Source organism: Martelella limonii (genome assembly GCF_013344475.1).
In the GTDB taxonomy this organism is placed as follows: Bacteria; Pseudomonadota; Alphaproteobacteria; order Rhizobiales; family Rhizobiaceae; genus Martelella; species Martelella limonii.
The window spans coordinates 115,911-138,305 of record NZ_JABUOU010000004.1; the positions used below are offsets into that span (position 1 = coordinate 115,911).

Here is a 22,395-nt window from a genome sequence, read left to right on the forward strand (position 1 = left end):
CGTCCTACCAGCAAATGCCTTCATAAAGGCCCTCTGAAACGGCGTTAGGCGAAAGCCGGGCGAGATCCACAATCGGTTTTTGGCCGATGAGGGCCGAGAGCGGCTCGACCACCTCCTTGTAGCGATGGCCGACCACGATGATGTCTGACAACGCTGTCAGCTCTGCCAGATCGCCGATCAGAAGCGATGGCAGGTCGGCGACCTTGTCATTTCCGCGCCCGGCGCCGCTCATGCCCTCATCGTAAGCCTCCTTTACGGATGGATCGTAGATCCTGACTTCGTAGCCGCTGTCGATGAGACGGCTTGCAAGGGCCGCAAGCGGGCTTTCGCGCAGATCGTCGGTTCCCGGCTTGAAGCTGATGCCGACCATGCCGACCGTGCGTCCTTCAAAGGATTTCACCAGCGTTTCGGCGCGCGCGATCTGGTTTTCATTGGCAGCGAGGACGCCCTCCAGAAGCGGGGCCGCGACAGCGTTGGAGTTTGCAAGAAAGCGAAGCGCGCGCAGGTCCTTCGGCAGGCAGGAGCCGCCGAAGGCGAAGCCGGGCCTCAGGAAATAGGGCGTCATCGCGACCTTGTCATCCGAGCAGAGGATCTTCATCACCGCCTGGCCGTCAACGCCGACGCTCTTGGCAATGTTGCCGATCTCGTTGGCGAAGGTGATCTTGGCAGCGCGCCAGCTGTTGCTGGTATATTTGATCATCTCCGCCGTCTTCATGTCGACCGCGTGATGCTTGCCAGGAAGGTCCGCATTGAGATCGCGGAGGGCCGTCATCGTGGCCTCGTCCATCGCGCCATAGACAATCAGGCACGGATCGAAATAGTCCGCAACGGCCGTTCCCTCGCGCAGGAATTCGGGGAAATAGCCGACGCCGAAATCCGTTCCCGCCTTCAGCCCGGACGCCTTTTCCAGCTCCGGAACGCAGACGCCCTCCATTGTGCCCGGCACCAGGGTGGAGCGCATGATCACGCTGTGACTACCCTTCTTTTCGGCAAGAACCTGACCGATCGAGCGGCAGAGCGCGGTGACGTATGACAGGCCGATTGCTCCGCTCGCCTCGCTCGGCGTGCCGACGCAGACGATCGACACGTCCGTCGAAAGCACAGCCTCGGCGATATCCGTCGTTGCCGAAAGCCTGCCGGCATTGTGATTTGCGGAAACCAGCGCATCGAGCCGCTCCTCGACGATCGGGGTGCGCCCCGCATTGACGGCTTCGACCTTGTCGCGATCGATGTCGACAGCGATCACGCGATGACCCTGCTCTGCAAGGCAGGCGGCAGACACGGTGCCCGTATAACCAATACCAAAAACACTTACGCTCAGCACACGACCCTCCTTTGGGCCAAGGGGCGGACGCCGCCGGCAACCCGCTCATCATGTTCAAATTTCAATGCCACACGGTGCGTCGGTGCCAGCATGAAAGAGACGCACCGCGCGCAATCACTTTTCATGTCCCGGCGACACCTGCGCCCATGGCGTCAGCCGGCATTCCTGTCAAAATGCACTTGTCTTCCTGGCGGCCATTGACGACCGCGAGCAGATAACCATCCGGAAACTATATACCCGAATTCTAAAGATAGAGTATGCGCTTGGGCGCAAAGCAGCCGGTTTCCGGCCATTTCGCACTTTATCGAAGGCAGCGGCGATCAATGGTTGTGGCGCGGGGGACGCGAGACGATGTCGCGGAAGGTCTCCGCTCCCTCGATCGTCGCGCCCTTGTCGAGCTGCGTCACGGTCTGCCGGTAGAGGCGCTGCCAGGGCGTTGCATCGTCCGGAACCTTCGGGACACCCTCGCCCTTCCTGCGATCGATCTCGTCCTGATCGACCAGCATGTTGCAGCGGCCCTCGTTGAAGTCGATACGGATCAGGTCGCCATCCCGCAGATAGGCAAGGCCGCCCCCTGCCGCACTTTCGGGCGATGCGTTGAGAATGGAAGGGCTGTCTGCCGTGCCCGACTGGCGCCCATCGCCGATCGTTGGCAGGCTGGTGATGCCCTGCTTCAAGAGCCGGTCCGGCGGCTGCATGTTGACCACTTCGGCAGACCCCGGCCAGCCGAGGGGACCGGCGCCCCTGATGACGAGAATAGTCGTCTCGTCGATATCGAGCGCCGGATCGTTGATCCGCTGATGGTAGTCCTCCGAGCCATCGAAGATCACCGCCTTGCCGGTGAACACGCCCTCCTCGCCCGGCTTCATCAGATAGCGCTTGCGGAACTCGTCGGAGATCACGCTCATCTTCATGATGGCGAAATCGAAGAGATTGCCGCGCATGACCAGAAAGCCGGCGCGCTCATGAAGGGGCGCGTCATAGGGCAGGATAACCTCGCGATCGCTTGCCTCTCGTCCTGAAAGGTTTTCCGCCATGGTCGATCCGGTCACGGTCTCAGCATCGCCATCGAGCTTTCCGGCCTGCAGCAGCTCCCACATCACAGCCGGCACGCCGCCCGCGCGATGGAAGCGCTCTCCGAGATATTCGCCGGCGGGCTGGACATTGGCAAGCAACGGAATGTCGTAGCCATGGTCCTGCCAGTCATCGGGCCCGATCTCGATCCCGGCGTGGCGGGCGATGGCTGCCAGATGCGGCTGGGCATTGGTGGAGCCGCCGATGGCCGCATTGACTCGAATGGCGTTGAGAAACGCCTTTCGCGTCAGGATATCGAGCGGGCGGATATTCTCCCTTACCAGTTCAACGGCCCGCCTGCCGGTGCGATAGCCCATCTGACCGCGCGCCCGGTAGGCCGCCGGGATGGCAGCGCAGCCCGTCAGCGACATGCCGAGCGCCTCGGCGAGCGCGTTCATCGTGGATGCCGTGCCCATCGTGTTGCAATGGCCGACCGAGGGCGCGCTTTCGAGCGCTGCCTCCAGAAACTCCTCCCGCGTGATCTCGCCTGCGGCAAGCTTGCGGCGCGCGCGCCAGATCACGGTGCCCGACCCCACCAGCTCGCCCTCATGCCAGCCGTCGAGCATCGGGCCGCCGGAATAGACGATCGCGGGAATATTGACGGTGGCCGCTGCCATCAGCGCCGATGGCGTGGTCTTGTCGCATCCCGTCGTCAGCACCACGCCATCGAGCGGATAACCGTAGAGAATTTCGACAAGCCCCAGATAGGCGAGGTTGCGGTCAAGCGCTGCGGTCGGACGCTTGCAGTTTTCAAACAGCGGATGGGACGGAAACTCGATCGGAATGCCGCCTTCATCGCGAATGCCATCGCGCACCCGGCGCGCAAGATCGAGGTGATGACGGTTGCAGGGATTGATGTCGCTGCCGCTCTGGGCGATGCCGATGATCGGACGGCCGGAACGCAGCTCTTCAGGCGTCGTGCCGTAATTCATGAACCGCTCCAGATAGAGCGCAGTCATATCCGCGTGGTCCGGATTGTCGAACCAGTCTTGCGAACGCAGTCTCGTCATCATCTTTTCTCCCGCCCGAAGGCCCCTCAGTCAGGCCAAAGTGACGAAACTCTCCGCCGCGGTCCACCGTGTCGAAGCTTTTTCATCACTTTCTTTCCGCTTGAAGCACTCAAGCACAAAACACGTCTGCCCCCGCCGTTTATGCAGCACTCTGCGAAAAATAAAGCGCGTTGCGGAACGTTCGTCGCAAGCAGCCGTTTATCAGGTATCGAATTCAACCGGAGCAGAAAAAATGAGTGGTATTATTTATCTCGTCGGCCTGATCGTTGTGGTCATGTTCATCCTGTCCGTTCTTGGTCTGGCCTGATCATGAGCGATATTGACCACACAATCCCCGCAGCACCGCCTGCAGCCAAACCTGGCGTGTCCTATCTGGAATGGGGCACCATCTTTGGCGGCGCGGTGGTCGCTGGAGCGCTGACCGTTGTGCTGACTCAGTTCGGAACCGGTATCGGCCTCGCCACCGCTGACCCGACTGTTGAAGATGGCCTTACCTGGGGCATTTTCCTGGTAGGTCTCTGGCTCGTTCTGGTCGCCTTCGCCAGCGCCAGCGCGGGCGGCTATGTCGCCGGACGCATGCGTTCCCACTTCGGCGATGGCACCAAGGATGAGAGCGAATTCCGCGATGGCATTCACGGCATCGTCGTCTGGGCTCTGGCAACCGTCGTCATGGGCCTCGCCGCCGGTCTTTCCGCCGCCATCTCCGGCCTTGCAGCACCTGCTGCCGACCCGGAAGTCAGCGCCGAGCTGATGAGCCTGATGCATTCCGCCTCGACGATCACGGCCTTCGCCTCCGGCGCCGGTGCCGTCCTCGCTGCCGCCGGTGCATGGTTTGCAGCAGTCGCCGGTGGTTCGCACCGCGATGAAGGCATCGCGATCTCGGAATTCCGCGGCCCGTTCTTCCGCCGCAGAACACTTCCGTGATTTCGCGAAATCATCAAACATGAAGAAGGGTCCGATTTCGGGCCCTTTTTTTATGCCTTATTCCTTCTCGTCGCTTTGGATCTTCAACGGGTCCTTGAATGTCAGCGTGCGGTAGGGGAACGGAATCTCGATGCCCGCCTCATCCAGCGCCCTCTTGATCGCGGCGACGGCAAGGTCGCGCGATTCATGTTCGTCACGCGGCGTGCTGTCGGTCCACCAGCGCACCAGAAAATCGATGGACGAGGAATTGAATTCACGCGCGAACACATCGATGCCCCGGTTCTTGTCGCGTTTCTCGATGGTTTCCACCGCGCCCCGGATCACGTCCCGCGCGGCATCCACATCTTCGCCATAGGCGACCCCGACCACGATCTCGATCCGGCGCGTCGGCTGGTCGGTCAGGATCTTCACCGGGTTCTTGAAGAGATAGCTGTTCGGCATCAGCACCAGCTCGCCGGAGCGCTTGCGCAGGAATGTGTCGCGGATAGAGATCGCCTCCACCCTGCCGCTCAAGCCTTCGCACTCGATGTCATCGCCGATGCGCATCGGCTTTCTGAGCAGGATCAGGAAACCCGCCAGGAAATTCTCGAAAATGTCCTTGAAGGCGAGACCGACGGCGATCGATCCGATTCCGAGGCCGGCGAGCAGCTTCGTCGGCGTCAATCCCGGAAACACGACGGTTGCAGCCAGCAGCAGACCGAAGGTCCAGACCATGATCCGTGAGAGCTTCTCCATCGCCTCGGCCAGAGAGGCGCGCATTTTAGAGCGCCGGAGCAGGCTGCGCAGCGAGCGGCCGATCAGGTAGGCGATGAGCCAGGTGATCAGAAGGAACACGATGGCGGCCACGAGATTGGGCAGGAGCGCAATCGCATGGCGCGCAAGCGTATTGATCTGTGACGTCACGATTGCGAGTGGCTTAACGCTCAGATCCATCGCGGCCCTTCCCCTGTCGAGCCTGCGACGTTACACACTTTGATGGGCTCTGGCGAGATTTGTCATCGGTAGACTTCGCAACCTTTTGCCTGTTTGATGCCACAAAGGGCTGAGGAATCAACGGATGAAAACAAGTCTGCTCGTCTGCGCGCTGGCGCTGATTTACGCCGCGTCCCCGGCTGCGGCCCAGTTCAACGGGCAGGCGTCGACAGCCGATACCACCGTGCCCGCCCAGACGATATCGATCGGCGATCAGGCGGCAGCCGACGCCGCGATCGAGAACCGGCTCGACGGTATATTTTCCCAGCTCGACGGCCTCGACACCATCCGCGTCTCGGTCCGCTCCGGCGTGGTCACGCTGACGGGAAAGGTTCAGGAAGAACAGCTTGCAACACGGGCAGAGGATCTGGCCGACCGCGTGGCCGATGTCGTGGCGGTCAAGAACGAGGTCTCGGTCGAAACCTCGGTCAGCGAAAGGCTGGTTCCGGTCTATGACCGGATCGAGGGCCGGGCCGCACAGGCGGCAAGCTATCTGCCGCTCATTCTCGTGGCGCTGCTGTTCTGGATGCTTGTCTCGCTTCTCGGCTTCTACATCGCGGCGCGAAGCTGGCCATGGTCTCGCATCGCGCCGAACGGCTTCATCGCCGACCTGCTGCGCCAGATTGTCCGGATCGTCTTCATGGTGGTCGGCGGAGTCCTGGCGCTTGATATTCTCGGCGCGACCGCGCTGCTCGGCACGCTTCTGGGCGCTGCCGGCATTTTCGGCCTCGCGGTCGGCTTTGCGGTGCGTGACACGGTGGAGAACTATATCGCGAGCATCCTGCTCTCGGTGCGCCAGCCCTTCAGGCCAAAGGATTTCGTCAAGATCGACGATTTCGAAGGCTTCGTGATCAGCCTGACGTCACGTGCGACCATCCTGATGGAGGTGGATGGCAACCACATTCGCATTCCGAATGCGACCGTTTTCAAGAGCGCGATCACCAACTACACCGTCAATCCGCAGCGCCGCTTCACCTTCGAGGTCGGCGTCAACGCAGACAGCGATCTTGACCGGGCGTTGCAGATCGGGCTTGCAGCCGTCGCGCGGCAGGAATTCATTCTGGACGATCCGCCGGCCGATGCCTGGATCGAAGAGCTTGGCGAGTCCAACGTCGTGCTGACCTTTGTGGGTTGGATCGATCAGAAAAGCACCAACTGGTTCAAGGCCCGTTCGGAGGCGATGCGGATGGTCAAGAACGCGCTGGAAACCAACGGCTACTCGCTGCCGGAACCGATCTACCGCCTCCGTTTCGACGATGGCGATCTCCAGCAGGCGCTGGCCGGAGCCGCCGGCGCGCCTGAGCCCCGGACGGCGGAACCGCCCCGGCGGCAGCCAGAGCCGGAAACGCCGCAGAACACCGATGTCGATACCGCGCTTCTGCGCCGGATGGATCGGGAACGCCGCACCAAGGGCCGGGGCGACCTTCTGAACGAGAACGCCCCGAACGAGTTCGGCGATGACGAGGCCTGATCAGGCATCCTCGATGTTGATTTCCCGCCAGATCGCCTCGGCAAAAGAATAGGCGGCGAACATGATGACGCCGGCCCCCATGGCGGCCAGTAGCACCGCGCCGAAGGGCAGTCCCTGCACGAATTCCATCGCATCCTTGATGCCCGGCGTGCCGGAACCGTCTTCTGCAGTCAGCCCGCGGAAGACCAGCATGACGGAGAGGATCGCAAAGACGCCGCCGCGCGCCGCAAGACCCGCGATCGAAATCGGATGGATATAGGCCATCACCTGATCGGAGGCCTTCAAGTGATCGGCATATTTGCGCTTGGCGGCCTTTACCCAGTGCGCGATCGCAACGCCTGCGAAGATCAGTGCGAGGCCCAGCGAAACAGGACGCGAACCGACGAAGCCGGCAATCATCTGCGCTGGTGACTCGCCATCTCCACCGGAACCGGAGCCTGAAAAGGCAATCATCGAAAGCGCGTAGAAGGCGAGTAGGGTGTAGGTGAAGGCGCTGGTGAGCAGTCCGATGCGCACGGCAAGGCCCTTCGGATCCGTTCCATGCTCATCCGGATCCATGATCGACTGGAACAGACGCCAAACCGCATAGCTGACAAGGCCGATGATCAGGACTGCGATCAGCACCGTGCCGAAGGGCTGGTTGAGCAGCGTGTCCAGCGCCCCCTTCGTATCCTTGTTCTCAGCCGAGCCGACAGCGGCCAGGACCGCGAAGAAACCGATGATGGTGTAAACGACACCTCGGGCGAAATAGCCCGTGCGTGCCAGCGGTTTCAACCATTTCGCGCCCTGCACCATTCGCCAGTTCCTTAAATTGTTTCGGGTTAGGGAGGCAACGCCCGGTTTCAGAGTTTGTTCCTCTCGTTCACTCTCCGGCACCCGCGCTGCAAACGCAGCACAAGGACGAGAACGTCCCGCGAAGACCCATCGGGACACAACCGCTGGATGGCTCGCAGGCTTGACCGGTAAGCAATTCCGGACTAATTATTGCCTAAGAAGAAGTCAGGCATAAATATTATGCAATATTGACGCATATGATGCATGGGGAGGGCCTCGCCTTCGGCGAGGTTTGAAGGAACCTTTCAGTTACAACGGCCGGTCTTACACCCGGTCTTCATTCGCAAACGATCCCGGGACAGGGGCTGCCCCGGAGAAATCGCCTTTTCGCCCCGCAGGAGTTTCACCCGGCCATCGCCGGATAGGGAGGATTGACATGTCGACTTTGACCAGACTGACGGCAGCACTCGTGCTGTCGGCAAGCACGGCCACGCTTGCGCAGGCAGAAACCATCCGTTTCTGGACCACCGAAGAACAGCCCGAGCGCCTCGCCAAGCAGCAGGAACTGGCCGACCAGTTCAAGGAAGCGACCGGCAACGAGGTGCAGGTCATTCCGGTGACCGAATCCGAACTCGGCACGCGCGCCACCGCCGCTTTCGCCGCGGGCGACCTCCCCGACGTCATCTACCTCACCGTTCAATATGTTCTGCCCTGGGCGGAAGCCGGCATTCTGGATGCCGAAATCGACGATGAGATCGTCAACGATCTCGGCATCGACACGTTTGCGCCCGGCGCGATCGAGATGGCGCAGTTCGAAGGCATGACCGCCGCCGTACCTGTCGATGGCTGGACGCAGATGATCATCTATCGCAAGGATCTGTTCGACGAGAACGGCCTCGCTGCACCCGATTCCTACGACAACATCGTCAAGGCGATCGAAGTGCTCCACAATCCGCCGGAAATGTACGGCTTCGTCGCCGCCACCAAGATCGACGAGAACTTCATGAGCCAGGTCCTGGAGCATGTGTTCCTGGCCAATGGCGTGACGCCGGTGGACGAGAACGGCTTCAAGCCGCTTGATGAGAAGAAGACCATCGAAGTTCTCGAATTCTACAAGGCGCTTGCCGACGCCTCGCCCGCCGGCGAGCTTTACTGGGATCAGTCGCGCTCGCTCTATTTCGACGGCAAGGCCGCGATGATCATCTGGTCGCCCTTCATCCTGGATGAACTTGCAGGTCTTCGCGACAGCGCGCCGCCGACGATCAACGACGACCCGACCTCGAACGAGCTTGCCCAGAAGACCGACGTCGTCACCACGTTTTCCGGTCCCTCGAACCCGGATGGCGCGGCCTGGGCCGATATCCGCTATCTCGGCGTGACGGCGGACGCGAATATCGAGATCGCATCCGATTTCATCAAGTTCTCGATGGATGAAGGCTATATGGGCACGCTGTCGATGGCGCCGGAAGGCAAGTTCCCGGTCCGCCGCGGCACGGAAGACGCGCCGACCAAATTCGTCGACGAATGGGCAACCCTTCCGGTCGGCGTCGACCGCAAGGCCCCGCTTGCCGATCTCTATCCGGCAGAGACCGTGCAGAAGATCGTGACCGGCCTTGAAAGCGCCAACCGCTGGGGCGTGAAGGAAGGCCAGCTTGCCGCTGCCTCCAAGATGATCAACAGCCAGATCATCAACCAGGTCGTGCGTCAGTATATCGATGGTGAGATCGATGGCCCTGAGGCTGTCGAGAAGCTCAACTCGGAGCTTGCGGCCGTCAACTGATCGCCTGAACCGCCGGGCGTCCTTCAACCGACGCCCGGTCGACCCGAGATCCGGAACCGAGCGCATGACAGATACGACCAAGGGCCCGCCGAAAACCATAGGCCGCATGGCGAAACGCGAGATGCGCTTTGCCTATTCGATGCTGGCCCCAACCTTTCTGATCGTGCTGGCGGTCGTGCTGCTGCCGCTGATCGCCAATTTCTGGATTTCCTTCAAACCCGTCCAGCTTTCCGACCTGCGCCCGCCGCAGCTCAACATCAACGAGCGCATTCGCGGCGATCTCGAAAATCCCGGCGACGCGGCGGAACTCGAATACCGGGTTCGCAACACCTCGCAGGATGCTTCGATCTACGAGGCCGGCTTTGTCGATATCGTGCCCGACGGGCTGAAAGTGACCGGCGTTGACGAACGCTGCGTGATGTCCGGCCAGGAAGTGACCTGCACGCTCGGCGACTTGCCGGCAAAGTTCAGAGACAGCATTCGCCTGCAGCTGATTGCCGATACCGCGTACCTGGAAACGCCGGTCAATCCGCGCGACACCGATCCCGCGCCTTTCGGCAGCGCTGAAAACATCCTGACCAATTTCGAGTTCACGCTCGACAATTTCACCCGCATCTTCTCCTCGCCCGATTTCTGGAAGGTGCTGCGCGTCACCTTCTATTACACCGTGTTCGGGACGGCGAGCGCGCTGGTGCTTGGCCTGTTTGCAGCCCAGCTTCTGAACCAGAGTTTTCGCGGGCGTTCGGCGCTGCGCGGCCTCTTCCTGTTTCCCTATGTTGCGCCTGTCATTGCCGTGGCCTTCACCTGGGTAATCCTTCTCGACCCTTATTCGGGCACGCTGAATGCGCTTCTGGTGCAATCCGGCATGATCGGCGCGCCGATCGATTTCTTCGGACAGCGCGATATCCCGATCTCGATCTTCGGCCTCACCTTCAACTTTCCGGTAGCGCTCACGACGGTGATCGCCTTCGAGGCGTGGCGTTATTTTCCGCTGTCCTTCCTGTTCATTCTGGCGCGCATGCAGGCGCTCTCGACCGATGTCTACGAGGCGGCCGAAATCGATGGCGCGACGCCGCTGCAGCAGTTCTGGTACATTTCGCTACCCCAGCTCGTCGGCATCCTGGCCGTCCTGTTCCTGCTGCGCTTCATCTGGACCTTCAACAAGTTCGACGACATCTTCCTGCTGACGGGCGGTGCTGCCGGCACCCGCACGCTGACGGTCGACGTCTATGAACAGGCCTTTGCCGTGTCCAATCTGGGCGCAGGCGCTGCGGTTGCCGTCGTGGTGTTTGCGGTGCTGCTGTTCTTCTCGCTGGTCTTCTTCAAATTCTCACCACAGGACGAGGGATGATGCGTATCGGAACCGGATTCATCGCCGCCATCCTGCTCGGCGCCTTCTGGGGCGCGATCTGGATGGTCGTCATCGGCCTGATCTATACGCTGTTTGCAGGCGAGGCGAGCGCGCCGCAGGTGATGGTGGCAGCCCTTGCGGGCGCCGTCGGCGCCGCGATTTACGTGCTTGCTCCGGTCAAGACCCGCGATCGGCCGAAGGCGCGCGGTACCGGCCTGAAGGCCGTGCTCGCGGTCGTGGTGCTCGCCATTCTGCTCGCCGTCACCTTCGGCGAGCCATTCGGCCTTTCCATGCTCTACAACACGCTTTACCAGATCGTGGCACTTGCCGCCTTCGTGGCAGCGCTCAGCTGGTCGATCATGGCAGCGCTTCACGATCAGCCGGCCGGCAATATCGGTCGCTACCATCTGGAAGTGGTGTTCCTGCGGTTCATGAAGGGGCTGGGGCTGACGCTCTTTACCATCGTCGTCGCCCTGCCCTTCTACGTGATGGTGATGACGAGCTTCAAGAGCCAGCAATCGCTGGTTTCCAACCCGCTCGATCTGTCGATCGATTTCTCGCAAGGCTTTTCCGGCCTGTTCAGCTCCTATATCGAGCTGTTCACCACCTATAATTTCGGCACCTTCCTGATGAATTCGGCGATCGTCTCGGTCGCCACCGTGATCATCACCCTGGTGTTCGCGGTGCCCGGCGCCTATGCGGTGGCGCGGCTTCGGTTTCCGGGCCAGACCTTCCTGTCGCGCTCGATCCTGCTGATCTACATGGTGCCCGCGATCGTTCTGGTGATCCCGCTCTATTCCGCCTTTTCCCAGATCGGGCTCAGAAACTCGCTGTTCGGGCTGATGATCGTCTATCCGGCAACCACCATTCCGGTCGCGCTTTACATGCTGCAGGGCTATTTCCGCGGCCTGCCATCCGAGCTTGAGGAAGCCGGGCTGATGGACGGGCTGAAGCGGCCGGGCGTGATCCTGAAGATCACCCTTCCCCTCGCCCTTCCCGCGCTCGCCTCGGTCGCGCTCTACGTCTTCATGATCGCCTGGAACGAATTCCTGTTCGCCTTCATGTTCCTTGACGACATCAACATGTTCACGCTCTCGCGCGGCGTGGTCTCGCTCAATTCCTCGGAAGTGCCGCGCCAGCATCTGATGGCGGGCGCCGTGATTGCGACCGTACCGGTGCTGTTCGTGTTCCTCTGGTTCGAACGCTTCCTGGTCGCCGGACTGACGGCCGGCAGCGTGAAAGGGTGACGATGCAGGGTTCGCTGAAACAGCAGGCAATCGACATTCTCCGCATGAACGACCGCGGCGGATACACCGTGCCGACCGCGCGGCTCTATCCCTATCAGTGGGAATGGGATTCGGTGTTCGCCGCCCTCGGTTTCGCGACCTTCGACCGCGACCGGGCCTGGACAGAGATCGAGACCCTGTTTTCCGGTCAGTGGGCCGATGGCATGGTGCCGCACATCATCTTCCACAAGACCGATCCGGACTATTTTCCGGGCCCCGAGATGTGGAAATCGAACACCACGCCCCCCTCCTCCGGCCACTCCCAGCCGCCGGTTGCCGCAAGCGCGATGCTGACCATGATGAAGACCGGCAGCGCGATGGACCGTGCGCGGGCAAAGGGGCTTTTTGAAAAGCTCGTGAGCTGGCATCGCTGGTTCCACACATTCCGCGATCCAGATGAAACCGGTGTCGTCGGCATCATACACCCGTGGGAATCCGGCCGCGACAATTGCCCGGACTGGGATATCGGCATGGCCCAGATCAGCGTGCCCGATGATCTGGGCGACCTGCCGCGCCGCGATATCACCCATGTCGACCCCTCCGAGCGGCCGACGGCGGAGCAGTATAACCGCTACCTCACCATCGTCCGCTTCGGCCAGGAATGCCGATGGGATCACCGCGAGATCGCCCGCAACGGCCCGTTCTTCATGGTCGACCCTTGCGTCCAGTTCGCGCTGATGCGCGGCGACCGGGATCTGGCCGAACTCGCGGATGAATTCGGAGAGCCCGGTATAAGGAGCGAGTGCGAGGCCTGGCTGAAGCGTTCGAAAGTGGGCTGCGAGAGCTTCTGGAGCGAAGAAGTCGGCGGCTTCGTCGCCAAAGATCTGCGCTCCGGCGGGCTTTCCACGGCGTTCACCAATGCGTCCGCCATGGCGCTTTATGCCGATGCCGGAACGCCCGCCCAGCAAGGCCGCTCGATTGCCGAGATCGCCGCTATCCTCGACAATTGCACCTATGGTTTTCCAAGCTGGGACCCGCGCGATCACCAGTTTGAAAGCCGGCGCTACTGGCGCGGTCCGATCTGGTCGGTGGTGAATTACATGATCGCCATCGGTCTTGCCGAAAAGGGCGAGACCGCCCTTTGCGAACGGCTTCGGGCCGACACCCGCAAGGCGGTGGAGAAATCCGGCTTCTACGAATATTTCGACCCGCTCTCCGGCGAGGGTCTGGGCGGCAAGCTGTTCACCTGGACAGCCGCGATCCACCTCGCCTGGGCGATGGGCGACGACATAATGCAGGCAGGCTGAGGGAGAACGACATGGGCGCGATAAAGCTCGAAAACGTGGAAAAGTGGTTCGGCGACCTGCAGGTCATCAAGGGCATCGACCTTGAGATCGGCGACGGCGAATTCGTCATCTTCGTCGGCCCTTCAGGCTGCGGGAAATCGACGCTTCTGCGCATGATCGCGGGGCTCGAGGAGACGAGCCGGGGCCGCATCCTGCTCGATGGCGATGATGTCACCGACCGCCTGCCGTCCGAGCGCGGGCTTTCGATGGTGTTCCAGTCCTACGCGCTCTATCCGCACATGAATGTGCGCGACAATATGGGTTTCTCGCTGAAGACGGGGGGCAGTCCGAAGAGCGAGATCGAGGAGAAGGTCGACCGCGCCGCCGATATCCTGAAGCTCGACGACTATCTCGACCGCCGGCCCAAGGCGCTTTCCGGCGGCCAGCGCCAGCGCGTTGCGATCGGACGCGCGATCGTGCGCGAGCCGAAGGGCTTCCTGTTCGACGAGCCGCTCTCCAACCTCGATGCGGCACTGCGCGTCGACATGCGCTTCGAGATCGCCCGCCTGCATGAAACGCTCGGCACCACAATGATCTATGTGACCCACGACCAGGTGGAAGCCATGACGCTTGCCGACCGGATCGTGGTGCTGAAGGACGGCCGGATCATGCAGATCGGCACGCCGCGCGACCTTTACGAAAAGCCCGACAACCTGTTCGTGGCGCAGTTCATCGGTTCGCCGAAGATGAATATTTTGCCGTGTTCGGCCGCTGATGGGGAATACAAAGTCGAGGGCCACGGCGGCGGGGCGTTGCCGGAAGGCACGGGCGAAAACCCGACATCGCTCGGCATCCGTCCCGAGCATATCGAGATTGTCGCGCCCGGCGAGGGCCAGGTGACCGGCACCGTCGAGATCGACGAATATCTCGGCTCCGACACCTTTCTCTATGTCGACTGCGGCTCCGCAGGCCGCATGATCGTGCGGGTCGCCGAAATCGAGGCAGGCATGCGCGGGAAAGAGGTTGGCCTGAAATTCCGGCTGGAGAAGCTGCACTTTTTCAATGAGGCCGGCGACGCGATCTGACGTCGTGGTCAGGAAGACGGACAGACAAACGGTATCTTGCGGCCGCCATCATAAGGCACGGCATAACCGCCGGCGATCAGCAGCGCGCTGAGATCGCGGTGATCGGGAAGATCGACATCGGCGACCACGCGGCCAAAATACTTGTCGCCCGCGATCGCGCGCAACTCCACCCTGTCACCTTCGTTCAGCAGCGAGACCACATAATCTCGGGCGACATTGGCGGCTTCCTTCTCGGCCCCGCAAGAGGAGCGCAGCTCCGGCGTGTCGACCCCGCGCACGCGCACGAGCGTCTCGACAATCTGCCCCGGCCAGGGGCGCGCCTCGACCGCGATCGTGTCGCCATCGACCACCCGTACGACCGTCGCGCTTACCGGGCCGGCAAATATCTCGACGGCGCCGGCCGAAAGCGGCAGCGACATGAAAACGGCGCACAGCAACGTGCATTTGCGAGAAGGACGACTCATGACAAAGGAATTTATTCCTTTGATCTATGGCAAGCAATAGGAATTTTTACCCATGGTTAAAAATCGATTGCGCGGCCCTTGATCTCCCAGTCACCGAAACGCGCCGGATCGAGACCGCCTCTTCCACCGATTTCCGTCTCCGCCTTCCGGCTTTCGTCCGCCTTGCGGCGGCGCTCCTCGGCTTCGGCAAGGGCGCGCCTCGCTGCAGGCGACAGTTCCCTGACGGCCTTGGCCCCGTCATCGGTCGCGGCCTCCGGTGTCGCGGTCAATGCCGCAAGATCGGCCGCAGAAGGCATGCCGGCGATTTCGCCGCTGCTGTCTTCGTTTCGATCTGCCATGGAATAGCCTTTCATCAATGCTGCGGAAGCAGGACATGAATATTGATATAAGCGCATCCGCGCCCCAATTATAGGACGTGCCGCTCTCGAATTGAAGTATGGCCCTTATCGTCTCAGGAGACGCTGCAAATGAATTTCGTTCGTACCGCAATGTTGCTGGCCGCGATGACGGCCCTGTTCATGGGCATCGGTTATCTCATCGGCGGCCAGAGCGGCATGGTGATCGCCTTTTTCGTCGCCGCCGCGATGAACGTGTTTTCCTACTGGAATTCCGACCGCATGGTGCTCTCCACCTACCGCGCGCAGGAGGTCGACGAACGCACGGCGCCGGAATATTACGGCATGGTGCGCGAACTTTCCGAGCGCGCCGGCCTCCCGATGCCCAAGGTCTATCTCTATGAAAGCCCGCAGCCGAACGCCTTTGCCACAGGCCGCAACCCGCAAAACGCAGCCGTTGCCGCCTCGACCGGCATCCTCCAGATGCTGTCGCGGGAAGAGCTCGCCGGCGTCATGGCGCATGAGCTTGCCCATGTGCAGCACCGCGACACGCTGACCATGACGATTACGGCAACGCTTGCCGGTGCTATTTCCATGCTCGCAAACTTCGCCTTCTTCTTCGGCCGCGGCCGGGACAACCCGCTTGGCATTGTCGGCGTGCTGTTGATGATGATCGTCGCACCGCTCGCCGCAGCGCTCGTGCAGATGGCGATCAGCCGCACCCGCGAATATTCCGCGGATATGCGGGGCGGCGAGATCTGCGGCAACCCTTTGTGGCTTGCCTCGGCGCTTGAAAAGATCCACCGCGGCAATGAGGTAATCCACAACGAGCGCGCCGAACGCAACCCGGCAACGGCCCACATGTTCATCATCAATCCGCTGTCGGGCCAGAACATGGACAACCTGTTCTCCACCCATCCCAACACCGCAAACCGGATTGCCGCGCTCCATGAGCAGGCAGCCCGGATGGGCCGGACGCCGAACCGGACCTCGACGGAGCCGTTCCAGCCTGCTAAAGCCACCCGCAAATCGCGGTCGGTTCCCAATACCGGGCGAGATACCGGCAACGGCAATGAACCGCCCTTCAAAGGTCCCTGGTCTTGAATGATGACATGAAACGGACGGCCCCCAAAAAGGACCGTCCGAACGATAAGCCGGGTTATGCGGCGCGCGCCGCAGCCTCCAAGCTTCTTGCTGCCGTGATTGATCGGAAGACGCCGCTCGACGGCATGATCGACACCGAACACGGCAATCCCGCCTACCGCGCGCTTTCCCCCGCCGATCGCGCGCTGTGCCGCGCCCTGGTGCTGACGGCGCTGCGCCACAAGCCGATGATCGATCAGGCGATCGCCTCCCTCGTCGATCGCCCGCTGCCGGGCGGCGCACGCGCGCTTTCGCATGTGCTGGCCATTGCCGCAGCGCAGATCCTCTATCTCGATGTTCCGGACCACTCTGCCGTCGATATCGCCGTCGAACAGGCCAATGCCGATCCGCGCAACAAGCGCTTTGCGGGCCTGGTCAATGCGGTGCTGCGCGGCATGGGCCGGCGCAAGCAGAAGATCCTTGCCGAACTTGAATCCGTCAGCCCGATCCCGGACTGGTTCGCCGATCGGCTGCGCGCCGTCTATGGAACGGAGACGGCAGCCGCGATTGGCCGCGGCCAGCTTCAGCCGCCGACAATCGACCTCAGCGTCAAATCCGACGCGGAAGCCTGGTCAGAAAAGCTCGGCGGCACGGTGCTTGCGACCGGCACGGTCCGTCTCGATCAGCCCTCCGGTTCGGTCTCCGAGATGGAGGGCTTTGCCGAGGGCGAATGGTGGGTGCAGGATGCAGCGGCCGCCATTCCGGCAACGCTTTTCGGCGATCTTTCGGGACAGCGCGTCATCGACCTTTGTGCGGCCCCCGGCGGCAAGACCGCCCAGTTGATCGTCCAGGGCGCAAAGGTGACGGCGCTGGAGCGCTCCAAGAGCCGCCTCAAGCGCCTGGAGCAGAATCTGGCCCGGCTCCGGCTTTCTGCTGAAACGATTGCAGCCGACATGATGGAATATCAACCGGAAGCGCCCTTCGATGCCGCGCTCCTCGATGCGCCCTGCTCTTCCACAGGCACCGCAAGGAGGCATCCGGACGTCTACTGGACCAAGGATTTTTCGGACATCGAAAAGCTTGCCGAGGTTCAATATGCCATGGCGCGGCGCGCGCTCGATCTGGTTCGCCCAGGCGGTATCGTGATCTTTTCCAACTGCTCGCTCGATCCGCTGGAGGGCGAGGCGATGGTGGAACGTCTGCTCCGCGAAGGGGCGCCGGCTGAACGCGCACCATTCCCTGCCGGACGACCCGCAGCGCTCGCGCCATTCTTCGATGCCGATGGCGCAATCCGCACCACGCCCGCGGCAAGCCTTGACGGAAATGGCGGACTTGACGGCTTCTACGCTATTGCCCTCAGACGGATCTGAGGCGTTAAACAAGTGTTTAGCCTATTGGGATAGCCCGTAAGGTCGGGTCAAGCCGGTCAACGGTATATGCTATAAAAATAAAAGGGTGCCGACATTGGATTTTCCGGTCACGGAAATCGCTCGCTATGCTTTGCTGCTTGCGCGGGAATCGCTCCGTCGCGCCGCGGCCGCGGCCCTTTCGCTTCCCGTTCCGCGCTGGCCGGGCGGGCGGGCGCCGCAATTGCTTGTCGCGCCAACGGATCTCAGGATCGCCGATCCGCTCGAAGGCGAGGATATCGTCGGCGGACGCTTCGCCAGTGCAGGCGAACTGCTCCTGACCGAAGGGCGCCCGCTGTTTTCCTGCGACATGCCGAGCGAGGAATTCGAGCGCAGCATTGCGAGCTTCTCATGGCTCAGGCATCTCAGAACCCAGCGTGACAGCGAAGCCAATACCTTTGCGCGCGAGGCAGTGCTGAGCTTCCTGCGCCGGCATCGCAGCCTCTCGGGTCCCGCCTGGACGACCGATGTGGCATCCTCGCGGCTCAACGCCTGGCTTTGCCATTCGACGGTCATCCTCAAGGGCGCTGATGCCGCCTTTTATCGCCGGTTCATCGATGCGCTGCTGCGCCATGAGCGCATCCTGCGTCGCCGCTTCATCACGTTGGCGCATGACGAACTGCGCCTGAAAGTTGCCATGAGCATCGCGCTCGCCTCGATCAGCCTCGACTTTTCCGACCGCAGGAAACGCGATGCCCGGCAAAGGCTCGATGATGCGCTTTCGCGCCAGATCCTGCCGGACGGAGGACACATCTCCCGCAGCCCCGATGCGCTGCTGCGGCTTCTGCTCGGGCTTTTGCCGCTGAGGCAGACCTATATCAACCTTGAACAGCCGCTGCCGAAACAGCTTGTGGCCAGCATCGACCGGGCTTACGGCGCGCTCAACTTCTTCCGCCACAGCGACGGCGAACTGGCGCTCTTCAATGGCACGGGCCGCGTTCCCTCGACAGCCTTGTCGGCGCTGTTGCGCTATGACGAGATCGGCAGCGCCGGCTTCCGCGCATTGCCGCACACCGGCTTCCATCGCCTCGAGGCGGAAGGAACCGTCGTGATTGCAGATGCGGGCAAGCCGCTCAGCGCCGTGCTTTCGAAAACCGCCCACGCCGGAACCGGCGCCTTCGAACTTTCCTCGGGCAAGGTCCGCTTCGTCGTCAACGCAGGCGTACCGGTCTCCACCGAGGGCGATACCGCGCGCATGGCGCGCTCGACGGCTGCCCATTCCGCCGCCTCGATCGACGACCGGTCATCGCTGACGTTTTCTGCTTCATCCTTGCTCGGACCGGTGGCAATGGGCGGTATCCGCCATGTCGAAGCGCGGCGCGAACAGGCTGAGGACGATGGCGACCGCGTCGTGATCCGCCATGACGGCTACCTCTCGCGCATGAGCCTTTACGCGGAACGCAGCCTCACGCTGTCTGCGGACGGACGCGTACTCGACGGGCTCGACCGGTTCCGCAACCGCCACGAAGGGCTGCCGCGCGCCGGACATGTCGCGACCATCCGCTTCCATCTGCACCCTTCGATCTGGACGATGCAGGAGGATGAGGACACGATCTTCATCACGGCGCCCAACAATGAGAGCTGGCTGTTCACCGCCCCCGGTCTATCACCACGGCTCGAAGACAGCGTGTTCTTTGCCGCAAGCTCCGGCGCGCGTCGGACCCGGCAGATCGTGATTGAGGTCGACACGCAGGAACATGCCGATATCGCCTGGCAGTTCAAACGCCTCTGATAAAGCCGCGGCGGCTGTTTGATATTGCGGTAAGCCGTGCTAAAGCGCCGCTGGTATCCCGTATTTCCAGCGCAGCGGATAAAACTCCGCGCCCGCCCGAAGGACATCGCCATGGCTGTTGCCTCCAAGAAGATCCCCGCACCCGATCTGGTCACTGTGAAGACCGCGCTCCTGTCGGTATCCGACAAGTCCGGCATCGTCGAGTTCGCAAGCGCGCTTGCTGCGCGCGGGATCAGGCTGCTGTCCACCGGCGGCACCCACAAGGCGCTCTCCGATGCCGGTCTCGACGTGACCGACGTATCGGCCGTCACCGGCTTCCCGGAAATCATGGATGGCCGCGTCAAGACGCTCCATCCCAATGTCCATGGCGGCCTGCTCGCAATCCGCGATGACGAGGAACACCAGGCCGCGATGCAGGCCCACGGCATTTCCGCTATCGACCTTGCCGTCATCAATCTCTACCCGTTCGAGGACGTGCGCGCCAAGGGCGGCGACTATCCGACCACGGTCGAAAACATCGACATCGGCGGCCCTGCCATGATCCGCGCCGCAGCCAAGAACCACGCCTATGTGACCGTGATCACCGATCCGGCCGATTATGACGAGGTGCGCGAGGCAATCGAGGCCGGCAACGGCGCCGTGCCGTATAGCCTGCGCCAGACGCTGGCTGCCCGCGCCTATGCCCGCACCGCCGCCTATGATGCTGCAATCTCCGGCTGGTTCGCAGAGTCGCTGAAGCTCGAGAACCCGCGCCACATGACGCTTGGCGGTACGCTCCGCCAGGAAATGCGTTACGGCGAGAACCCCCATCAGTCCGCCGCCTTCTATGTCACCGGCGACAGACGTCCGGGCGTTGCCAATGCCGTGCAGCATCAGGGCAAGCAGCTCTCCTACAACAATATCAACGACACCGATGCCGCCTTCGAACTGGTTGCGGAGTTTCCAGCGGATGTGGCGCCCGCCTGCGCCATCATCAAGCACGCCAACCCCTGCGGCGTCGCCCGCGCCGACACGCTCATCGAAGCCTACAGGCGGGCGCTTGCCTGCGACAGCCAGTCGGCATTTGGCGGCATCGTCGCGCTGAACCGCACGCTCGACGGCGAGACGGCATCGGAAATCGTGAAGCTTTTCACCGAGGTCATCATCGCGCCCGATGCCGATGAGGCCGCCAAGGAAATCATCGCGGCCAAGAAGAACCTCCGGCTTCTGACCACGGGCGGCCTGCCTGATCCGCGGGCGCGCGGCGTGAACTTCAAGACCGTCGCAGGCGGCTTCCTTGTGCAGTCGCGCGACACCGCCATGATCGACGAGATCGAACTCAACGTCGTCACCGAGCGGGCGCCGACCGACCGCGAACTCGAAGACATGAAGATGGCCTTCGCGATTGCCAAGCATGTGAAGTCGAACGCGATCGTCTATGTGAAGGACGGCCAGACCGCAGGCATCGGCGCCGGCCAGATGAGCCGTATCGACAGCGCCCGCATTGCCGGCATCAAGGCCGAGGAAGCAGCCAAGGCTGCCGGATGGCCCGAACCGATGACCAGAGGCTCGGCGGTCGCATCGGAAGCCTTCTTCCCCTTCGCGGACGGTCTTCTGTCCGCCGTTGCCGCCGGCGCCACGGCCGTGATCCAGCCGGGCGGTTCGATCCGCGATCAGGAGGTCATCGACGCCGCCAACGCAAACGGCGTCGCCATGGTGTTCACCGGCGTCAGGACCTTCCGTCACTGACGGCAATTGCGGCCGGCACGAACAGCGCCAGGCCTGCCACCAGAAAGAAAAGCAGGCTCGCCATCCCGATATTCGGCGAGCCCGTCCAGCTCGTCAGCACGGCGAACCCCGCCGTTGCCATGAAGCTGGTGATCCGCCCGGTCAGCGAGAACAGCCCGAAGAAACGCCCCGCTTCCGCAGCATCGACCGCGACCGCCAGAAAGGCGCGCGAGGCAGCCTGCGCCGGGCCGAATGACAGCCCTATCATCAGCCCGTAAATCAGGAACGCTTTTTCGGCTCCGGAGGAAAACAGACCGTCCGTCCCCGGCGAAAGCTTGACGAACCCGAACAGGGTGGCATCAGCGGTGGTCGAAACCACGCCGAAGGTTGCGACGATCAGCGTGGACAGGGTGAAGATAACGACAGTGCCGGCGCTGACGCGCCCGCTCATCCGCGCGGCAAGGAAGCAGCCGATGATGGCAGCGACATTCAGGATCATTCCGTAAATGCCGATTTCGGTGATCGTCCAGCCGAACAGAGACGCCGCGAATGCACCGCCAAGGATGAGCAGGCCATTGAGACCATCCATGTAGAACATTCTGGCAATGAAAAAGCGCAGCAGCGCCGGCCGCGCCCTGAGACTTGCAAGCGCCTCGAAAAAGGCTGACAGCCCGTTTCGCAATCGTTTCCCCGACCCGCCTTGGCGCACCTTGTCCGGTGTGAGGAACATCAGCGGCATCAGGAACACGAGATACCAGAGCGCCGCCAGCGGACCGGCGATGCGCGCGGGCTCGCCCTCGGCCGCCGACAGGCCGAAGAGAGGGGGATGGCCGAGAATGGTGAGTCCGGTGACGGGATCGCCAGAGAGCAGCAGCAAAAATGCGACCAGAAAGATCATGCCGCCGAGATAGCCAAGTCCCCAGGCATCATTGGATATCCGGGTCATGGCGGACCGCTCAGCGAGATCTGGCAGCATTGAATCGTTGAAGACCACCGAAAGCTCGGCAGCGACTGTTGCAAACACGATCATCACGGCCGGCCAGAAATAGCCGGAGCCGGGCGCTGCCTGCCACAGCATCACAAGGCTTGCGACCTGCACGATGGCAAGGCCGGCGATAAAGCGCTTGTTTCTGCCCACCGCATCGGACAGTGCGCCTGCAAAGGGCGCGCCGAACGCGATGACGAGACCTGCAACGGTTGCGGCATTGGCCCAGGCGGTCTGCCCCGCCACCTTGTCCGGGCCGAGCGTGGAAACGAAATAGGGGCCGAAAATGAAGGTGATGATCACCGTGAAGAACGGCTGCGCTGCCCAGTCGAACAACATCCACCCGAAGATGCCCTGACGCCTCGCCGGGCCGACTTCGCCTTCCGCCACTGTCACATATCCTGTC

General features: G+C 62.2%; 19 protein-coding genes. 12 read left to right on the forward strand and 7 right to left on the reverse strand.

The features are described 5' to 3' along the window. Nucleotides 1-4: 4 nt before the first annotated feature. Nucleotides 5-1,324, reverse strand: coding sequence for a nucleotide sugar dehydrogenase (locus HPQ62_RS10460; RefSeq protein WP_174802496.1), 1,320 nt, complete (start codon nucleotides 1,322-1,324; stop codon nucleotides 5-7). 320 nt (nucleotides 1,325-1,644) lie between these two features. Beyond that, the gene (locus HPQ62_RS10465; protein ID WP_174802497.1) at nucleotides 1,645-3,411 is read right to left on the reverse strand and encodes an IlvD/Edd family dehydratase; all 1,767 of its coding nucleotides are present in this window, start codon (nucleotides 3,409-3,411) and stop codon (nucleotides 1,645-1,647) included. Between the two features lie 37 nt (nucleotides 3,412-3,448). Here HPQ62_RS10465 and HPQ62_RS10470 point away from each other — a divergent pair, with 37 nt between their 5' ends. Both HPQ62_RS10470 and HPQ62_RS10475 read left to right on the forward strand, forming a co-directional pair. Further along, on the forward strand, nucleotides 3,449-3,715 hold the full coding sequence (locus HPQ62_RS10470) for a hypothetical protein (protein ID WP_174802405.1): 267 nt from the start codon (nucleotides 3,449-3,451) through the stop codon (nucleotides 3,713-3,715). 2 nt (nucleotides 3,716-3,717) lie between these two features. Further along, nucleotides 3,718-4,332, forward strand: coding sequence for a hypothetical protein (locus HPQ62_RS10475; protein ID WP_174802498.1), 615 nt, complete (start codon nucleotides 3,718-3,720; stop codon nucleotides 4,330-4,332). A gap of 57 nt (nucleotides 4,333-4,389) precedes the next feature. Here HPQ62_RS10475 and HPQ62_RS10480 read toward each other — a convergent pair whose 3' ends face one another. Then, nucleotides 4,390-5,265, reverse strand: a complete 876-nt coding sequence (locus tag HPQ62_RS10480) for a mechanosensitive ion channel family protein (protein ID WP_174802499.1) — start codon at nucleotides 5,263-5,265, stop codon at nucleotides 4,390-4,392. A gap of 124 nt (nucleotides 5,266-5,389) precedes the next feature. Between HPQ62_RS10480 and HPQ62_RS10485 the strand changes: the two genes are divergently transcribed. Next, the gene (locus HPQ62_RS10485; RefSeq protein WP_174802500.1) at nucleotides 5,390-6,775 is read left to right on the forward strand and encodes a mechanosensitive ion channel family protein; all 1,386 of its coding nucleotides are present in this window, start codon (nucleotides 5,390-5,392) and stop codon (nucleotides 6,773-6,775) included. Here the strand turns inward: HPQ62_RS10485 and HPQ62_RS10490 are convergent, their stop codons facing one another. Then, nucleotides 6,776-7,570, reverse strand: coding sequence for a DUF1206 domain-containing protein (locus tag HPQ62_RS10490; protein ID WP_174802501.1), 795 nt, complete (start codon nucleotides 7,568-7,570; stop codon nucleotides 6,776-6,778). Between the two features lie 415 nt (nucleotides 7,571-7,985). Between HPQ62_RS10490 and HPQ62_RS10495 the strand changes: the two genes are divergently transcribed. From HPQ62_RS10495 to HPQ62_RS10515, 5 genes are all read left to right on the forward strand, one after another. Continuing rightward, complete coding sequence (locus HPQ62_RS10495; protein ID WP_174802502.1) at nucleotides 7,986-9,329, forward strand: ABC transporter substrate-binding protein; 1,344 nt, start codon at nucleotides 7,986-7,988, stop codon at nucleotides 9,327-9,329. Between the two features lie 64 nt (nucleotides 9,330-9,393). Continuing rightward, nucleotides 9,394-10,680: a carbohydrate ABC transporter permease gene (locus HPQ62_RS10500; RefSeq protein ID WP_174802503.1), complete on the forward strand. Its 1,287-nt coding sequence runs from the start codon at nucleotides 9,394-9,396 to the stop codon at nucleotides 10,678-10,680. Beyond that, on the forward strand, nucleotides 10,680-11,927 hold the full coding sequence (locus HPQ62_RS10505; RefSeq protein WP_174802504.1) for a carbohydrate ABC transporter permease: 1,248 nt from the start codon (nucleotides 10,680-10,682) through the stop codon (nucleotides 11,925-11,927). The genes HPQ62_RS10500 and HPQ62_RS10505 overlap by 1 nt, the downstream gene beginning before the upstream one ends. Before the next feature lie 2 nt (nucleotides 11,928-11,929). Further along, on the forward strand, nucleotides 11,930-13,213 hold the full coding sequence (locus HPQ62_RS10510) for an MGH1-like glycoside hydrolase domain-containing protein (protein ID WP_194246314.1): 1,284 nt from the start codon (nucleotides 11,930-11,932) through the stop codon (nucleotides 13,211-13,213). A gap of 11 nt (nucleotides 13,214-13,224) precedes the next feature. Then, entirely contained in the window at nucleotides 13,225-14,277 is a 1,053-nt protein-coding gene (locus HPQ62_RS10515) for an ABC transporter ATP-binding protein (protein ID WP_174802506.1), read from the forward strand. A gap of 8 nt (nucleotides 14,278-14,285) precedes the next feature. Here the strand turns inward: HPQ62_RS10515 and HPQ62_RS10520 are convergent, their stop codons facing one another. Together HPQ62_RS10520 and HPQ62_RS10525 are read right to left on the reverse strand one after the other, a co-directional pair. Continuing rightward, a complete protein-coding gene (locus tag HPQ62_RS10520; protein WP_174802507.1) occupies nucleotides 14,286-14,741 on the reverse strand; it encodes a thermonuclease family protein in 456 nt (151 codons plus the stop codon). Nucleotides 14,742-14,797: 56 nt separating this feature from the next. Then, nucleotides 14,798-15,037 carry a DUF1674 domain-containing protein gene (locus HPQ62_RS10525; protein WP_174802782.1) on the reverse strand — a complete coding sequence of 80 codons (240 nt, stop codon included), beginning with the start codon at nucleotides 15,035-15,037 and terminating at the stop codon, nucleotides 14,798-14,800. 171 nt (nucleotides 15,038-15,208) lie between these two features. Between HPQ62_RS10525 and htpX the strand changes: the two genes are divergently transcribed. The 4 genes from htpX (at nucleotide 15,209) to purH (ending at nucleotide 21,025) form a co-directional block, all read left to right on the forward strand. Then, a complete protein-coding gene (gene htpX / locus HPQ62_RS10530) occupies nucleotides 15,209-16,180 on the forward strand; it encodes a zinc metalloprotease HtpX (RefSeq protein WP_174802508.1) in 972 nt (323 codons plus the stop codon). 8 nt (nucleotides 16,181-16,188) lie between these two features. After that, nucleotides 16,189-17,529: an RsmB/NOP family class I SAM-dependent RNA methyltransferase gene (locus HPQ62_RS10535; protein ID WP_174802509.1), complete on the forward strand. Its 1,341-nt coding sequence runs from the start codon at nucleotides 16,189-16,191 to the stop codon at nucleotides 17,527-17,529. A 94-nt stretch (nucleotides 17,530-17,623) separates the two neighbouring features. Further along, nucleotides 17,624-19,297, forward strand: coding sequence for a heparinase II/III family protein (locus HPQ62_RS10540; RefSeq protein ID WP_174802510.1), 1,674 nt, complete (start codon nucleotides 17,624-17,626; stop codon nucleotides 19,295-19,297). A gap of 111 nt (nucleotides 19,298-19,408) precedes the next feature. Beyond that, nucleotides 19,409-21,025 carry a bifunctional phosphoribosylaminoimidazolecarboxamide formyltransferase/IMP cyclohydrolase gene (gene purH / locus HPQ62_RS10545; protein WP_174802511.1) on the forward strand — a complete coding sequence of 539 codons (1,617 nt, stop codon included), beginning with the start codon at nucleotides 19,409-19,411 and terminating at the stop codon, nucleotides 21,023-21,025. Here purH and HPQ62_RS10550 read toward each other — a convergent pair. Continuing rightward, on the reverse strand, nucleotides 21,006-22,379 hold the full coding sequence (locus tag HPQ62_RS10550) for an MFS transporter (protein ID WP_342343698.1): 1,374 nt from the start codon (nucleotides 22,377-22,379) through the stop codon (nucleotides 21,006-21,008). The two genes, purH and HPQ62_RS10550, sit on opposite strands and share 20 nt — an antisense overlap. Nucleotides 22,380-22,395: the final 16 nt, after the last annotated feature.

What these genes read in the sequence shown, in the direction of transcription:
- HPQ62_RS10465 (WP_174802497.1), bottom strand. Translation starts at nt 3,411, where the DNA reads ATGATGACGAGACTGCGTTCGCAAGACTGGTTCGACAATCCGGACCAC.
- HPQ62_RS10475 (WP_174802498.1), top strand. Translation starts at nt 3,718, where the DNA reads ATGAGCGATATTGACCACACAATCCCCGCAGCACCGCCTGCAGCCAAA.
- HPQ62_RS10480 (WP_174802499.1), bottom strand. Translation starts at nt 5,265, where the DNA reads ATGGATCTGAGCGTTAAGCCACTCGCAATCGTGACGTCACAGATCAAT.
- HPQ62_RS10485 (WP_174802500.1), top strand. Translation starts at nt 5,390, where the DNA reads ATGAAAACAAGTCTGCTCGTCTGCGCGCTGGCGCTGATTTACGCCGCG.
- HPQ62_RS10490 (WP_174802501.1), bottom strand. Translation starts at nt 7,570, where the DNA reads ATGGTGCAGGGCGCGAAATGGTTGAAACCGCTGGCACGCACGGGCTAT.
- HPQ62_RS10495 (WP_174802502.1), top strand. Translation starts at nt 7,986, where the DNA reads ATGTCGACTTTGACCAGACTGACGGCAGCACTCGTGCTGTCGGCAAGC.
- HPQ62_RS10500 (WP_174802503.1), top strand. Translation starts at nt 9,394, where the DNA reads ATGACAGATACGACCAAGGGCCCGCCGAAAACCATAGGCCGCATGGCG.
- HPQ62_RS10505 (WP_174802504.1), top strand. Translation starts at nt 10,680, where the DNA reads ATGCGTATCGGAACCGGATTCATCGCCGCCATCCTGCTCGGCGCCTTC.
- HPQ62_RS10510 (WP_194246314.1), top strand. Translation starts at nt 11,930, where the DNA reads ATGCAGGGTTCGCTGAAACAGCAGGCAATCGACATTCTCCGCATGAAC.
- HPQ62_RS10515 (WP_174802506.1), top strand. Translation starts at nt 13,225, where the DNA reads ATGGGCGCGATAAAGCTCGAAAACGTGGAAAAGTGGTTCGGCGACCTG.
- HPQ62_RS10520 (WP_174802507.1), bottom strand. Translation starts at nt 14,741, where the DNA reads ATGAGTCGTCCTTCTCGCAAATGCACGTTGCTGTGCGCCGTTTTCATG.
- HPQ62_RS10525 (WP_174802782.1), bottom strand. Translation starts at nt 15,037, where the DNA reads ATGCCTTCTGCGGCCGATCTTGCGGCATTGACCGCGACACCGGAGGCC.
- htpX (WP_174802508.1), top strand. Translation starts at nt 15,209, where the DNA reads ATGAATTTCGTTCGTACCGCAATGTTGCTGGCCGCGATGACGGCCCTG.
- HPQ62_RS10535 (WP_174802509.1), top strand. Translation starts at nt 16,189, where the DNA reads ATGAAACGGACGGCCCCCAAAAAGGACCGTCCGAACGATAAGCCGGGT.
- purH (WP_174802511.1), top strand. Translation starts at nt 19,409, where the DNA reads ATGGCTGTTGCCTCCAAGAAGATCCCCGCACCCGATCTGGTCACTGTG.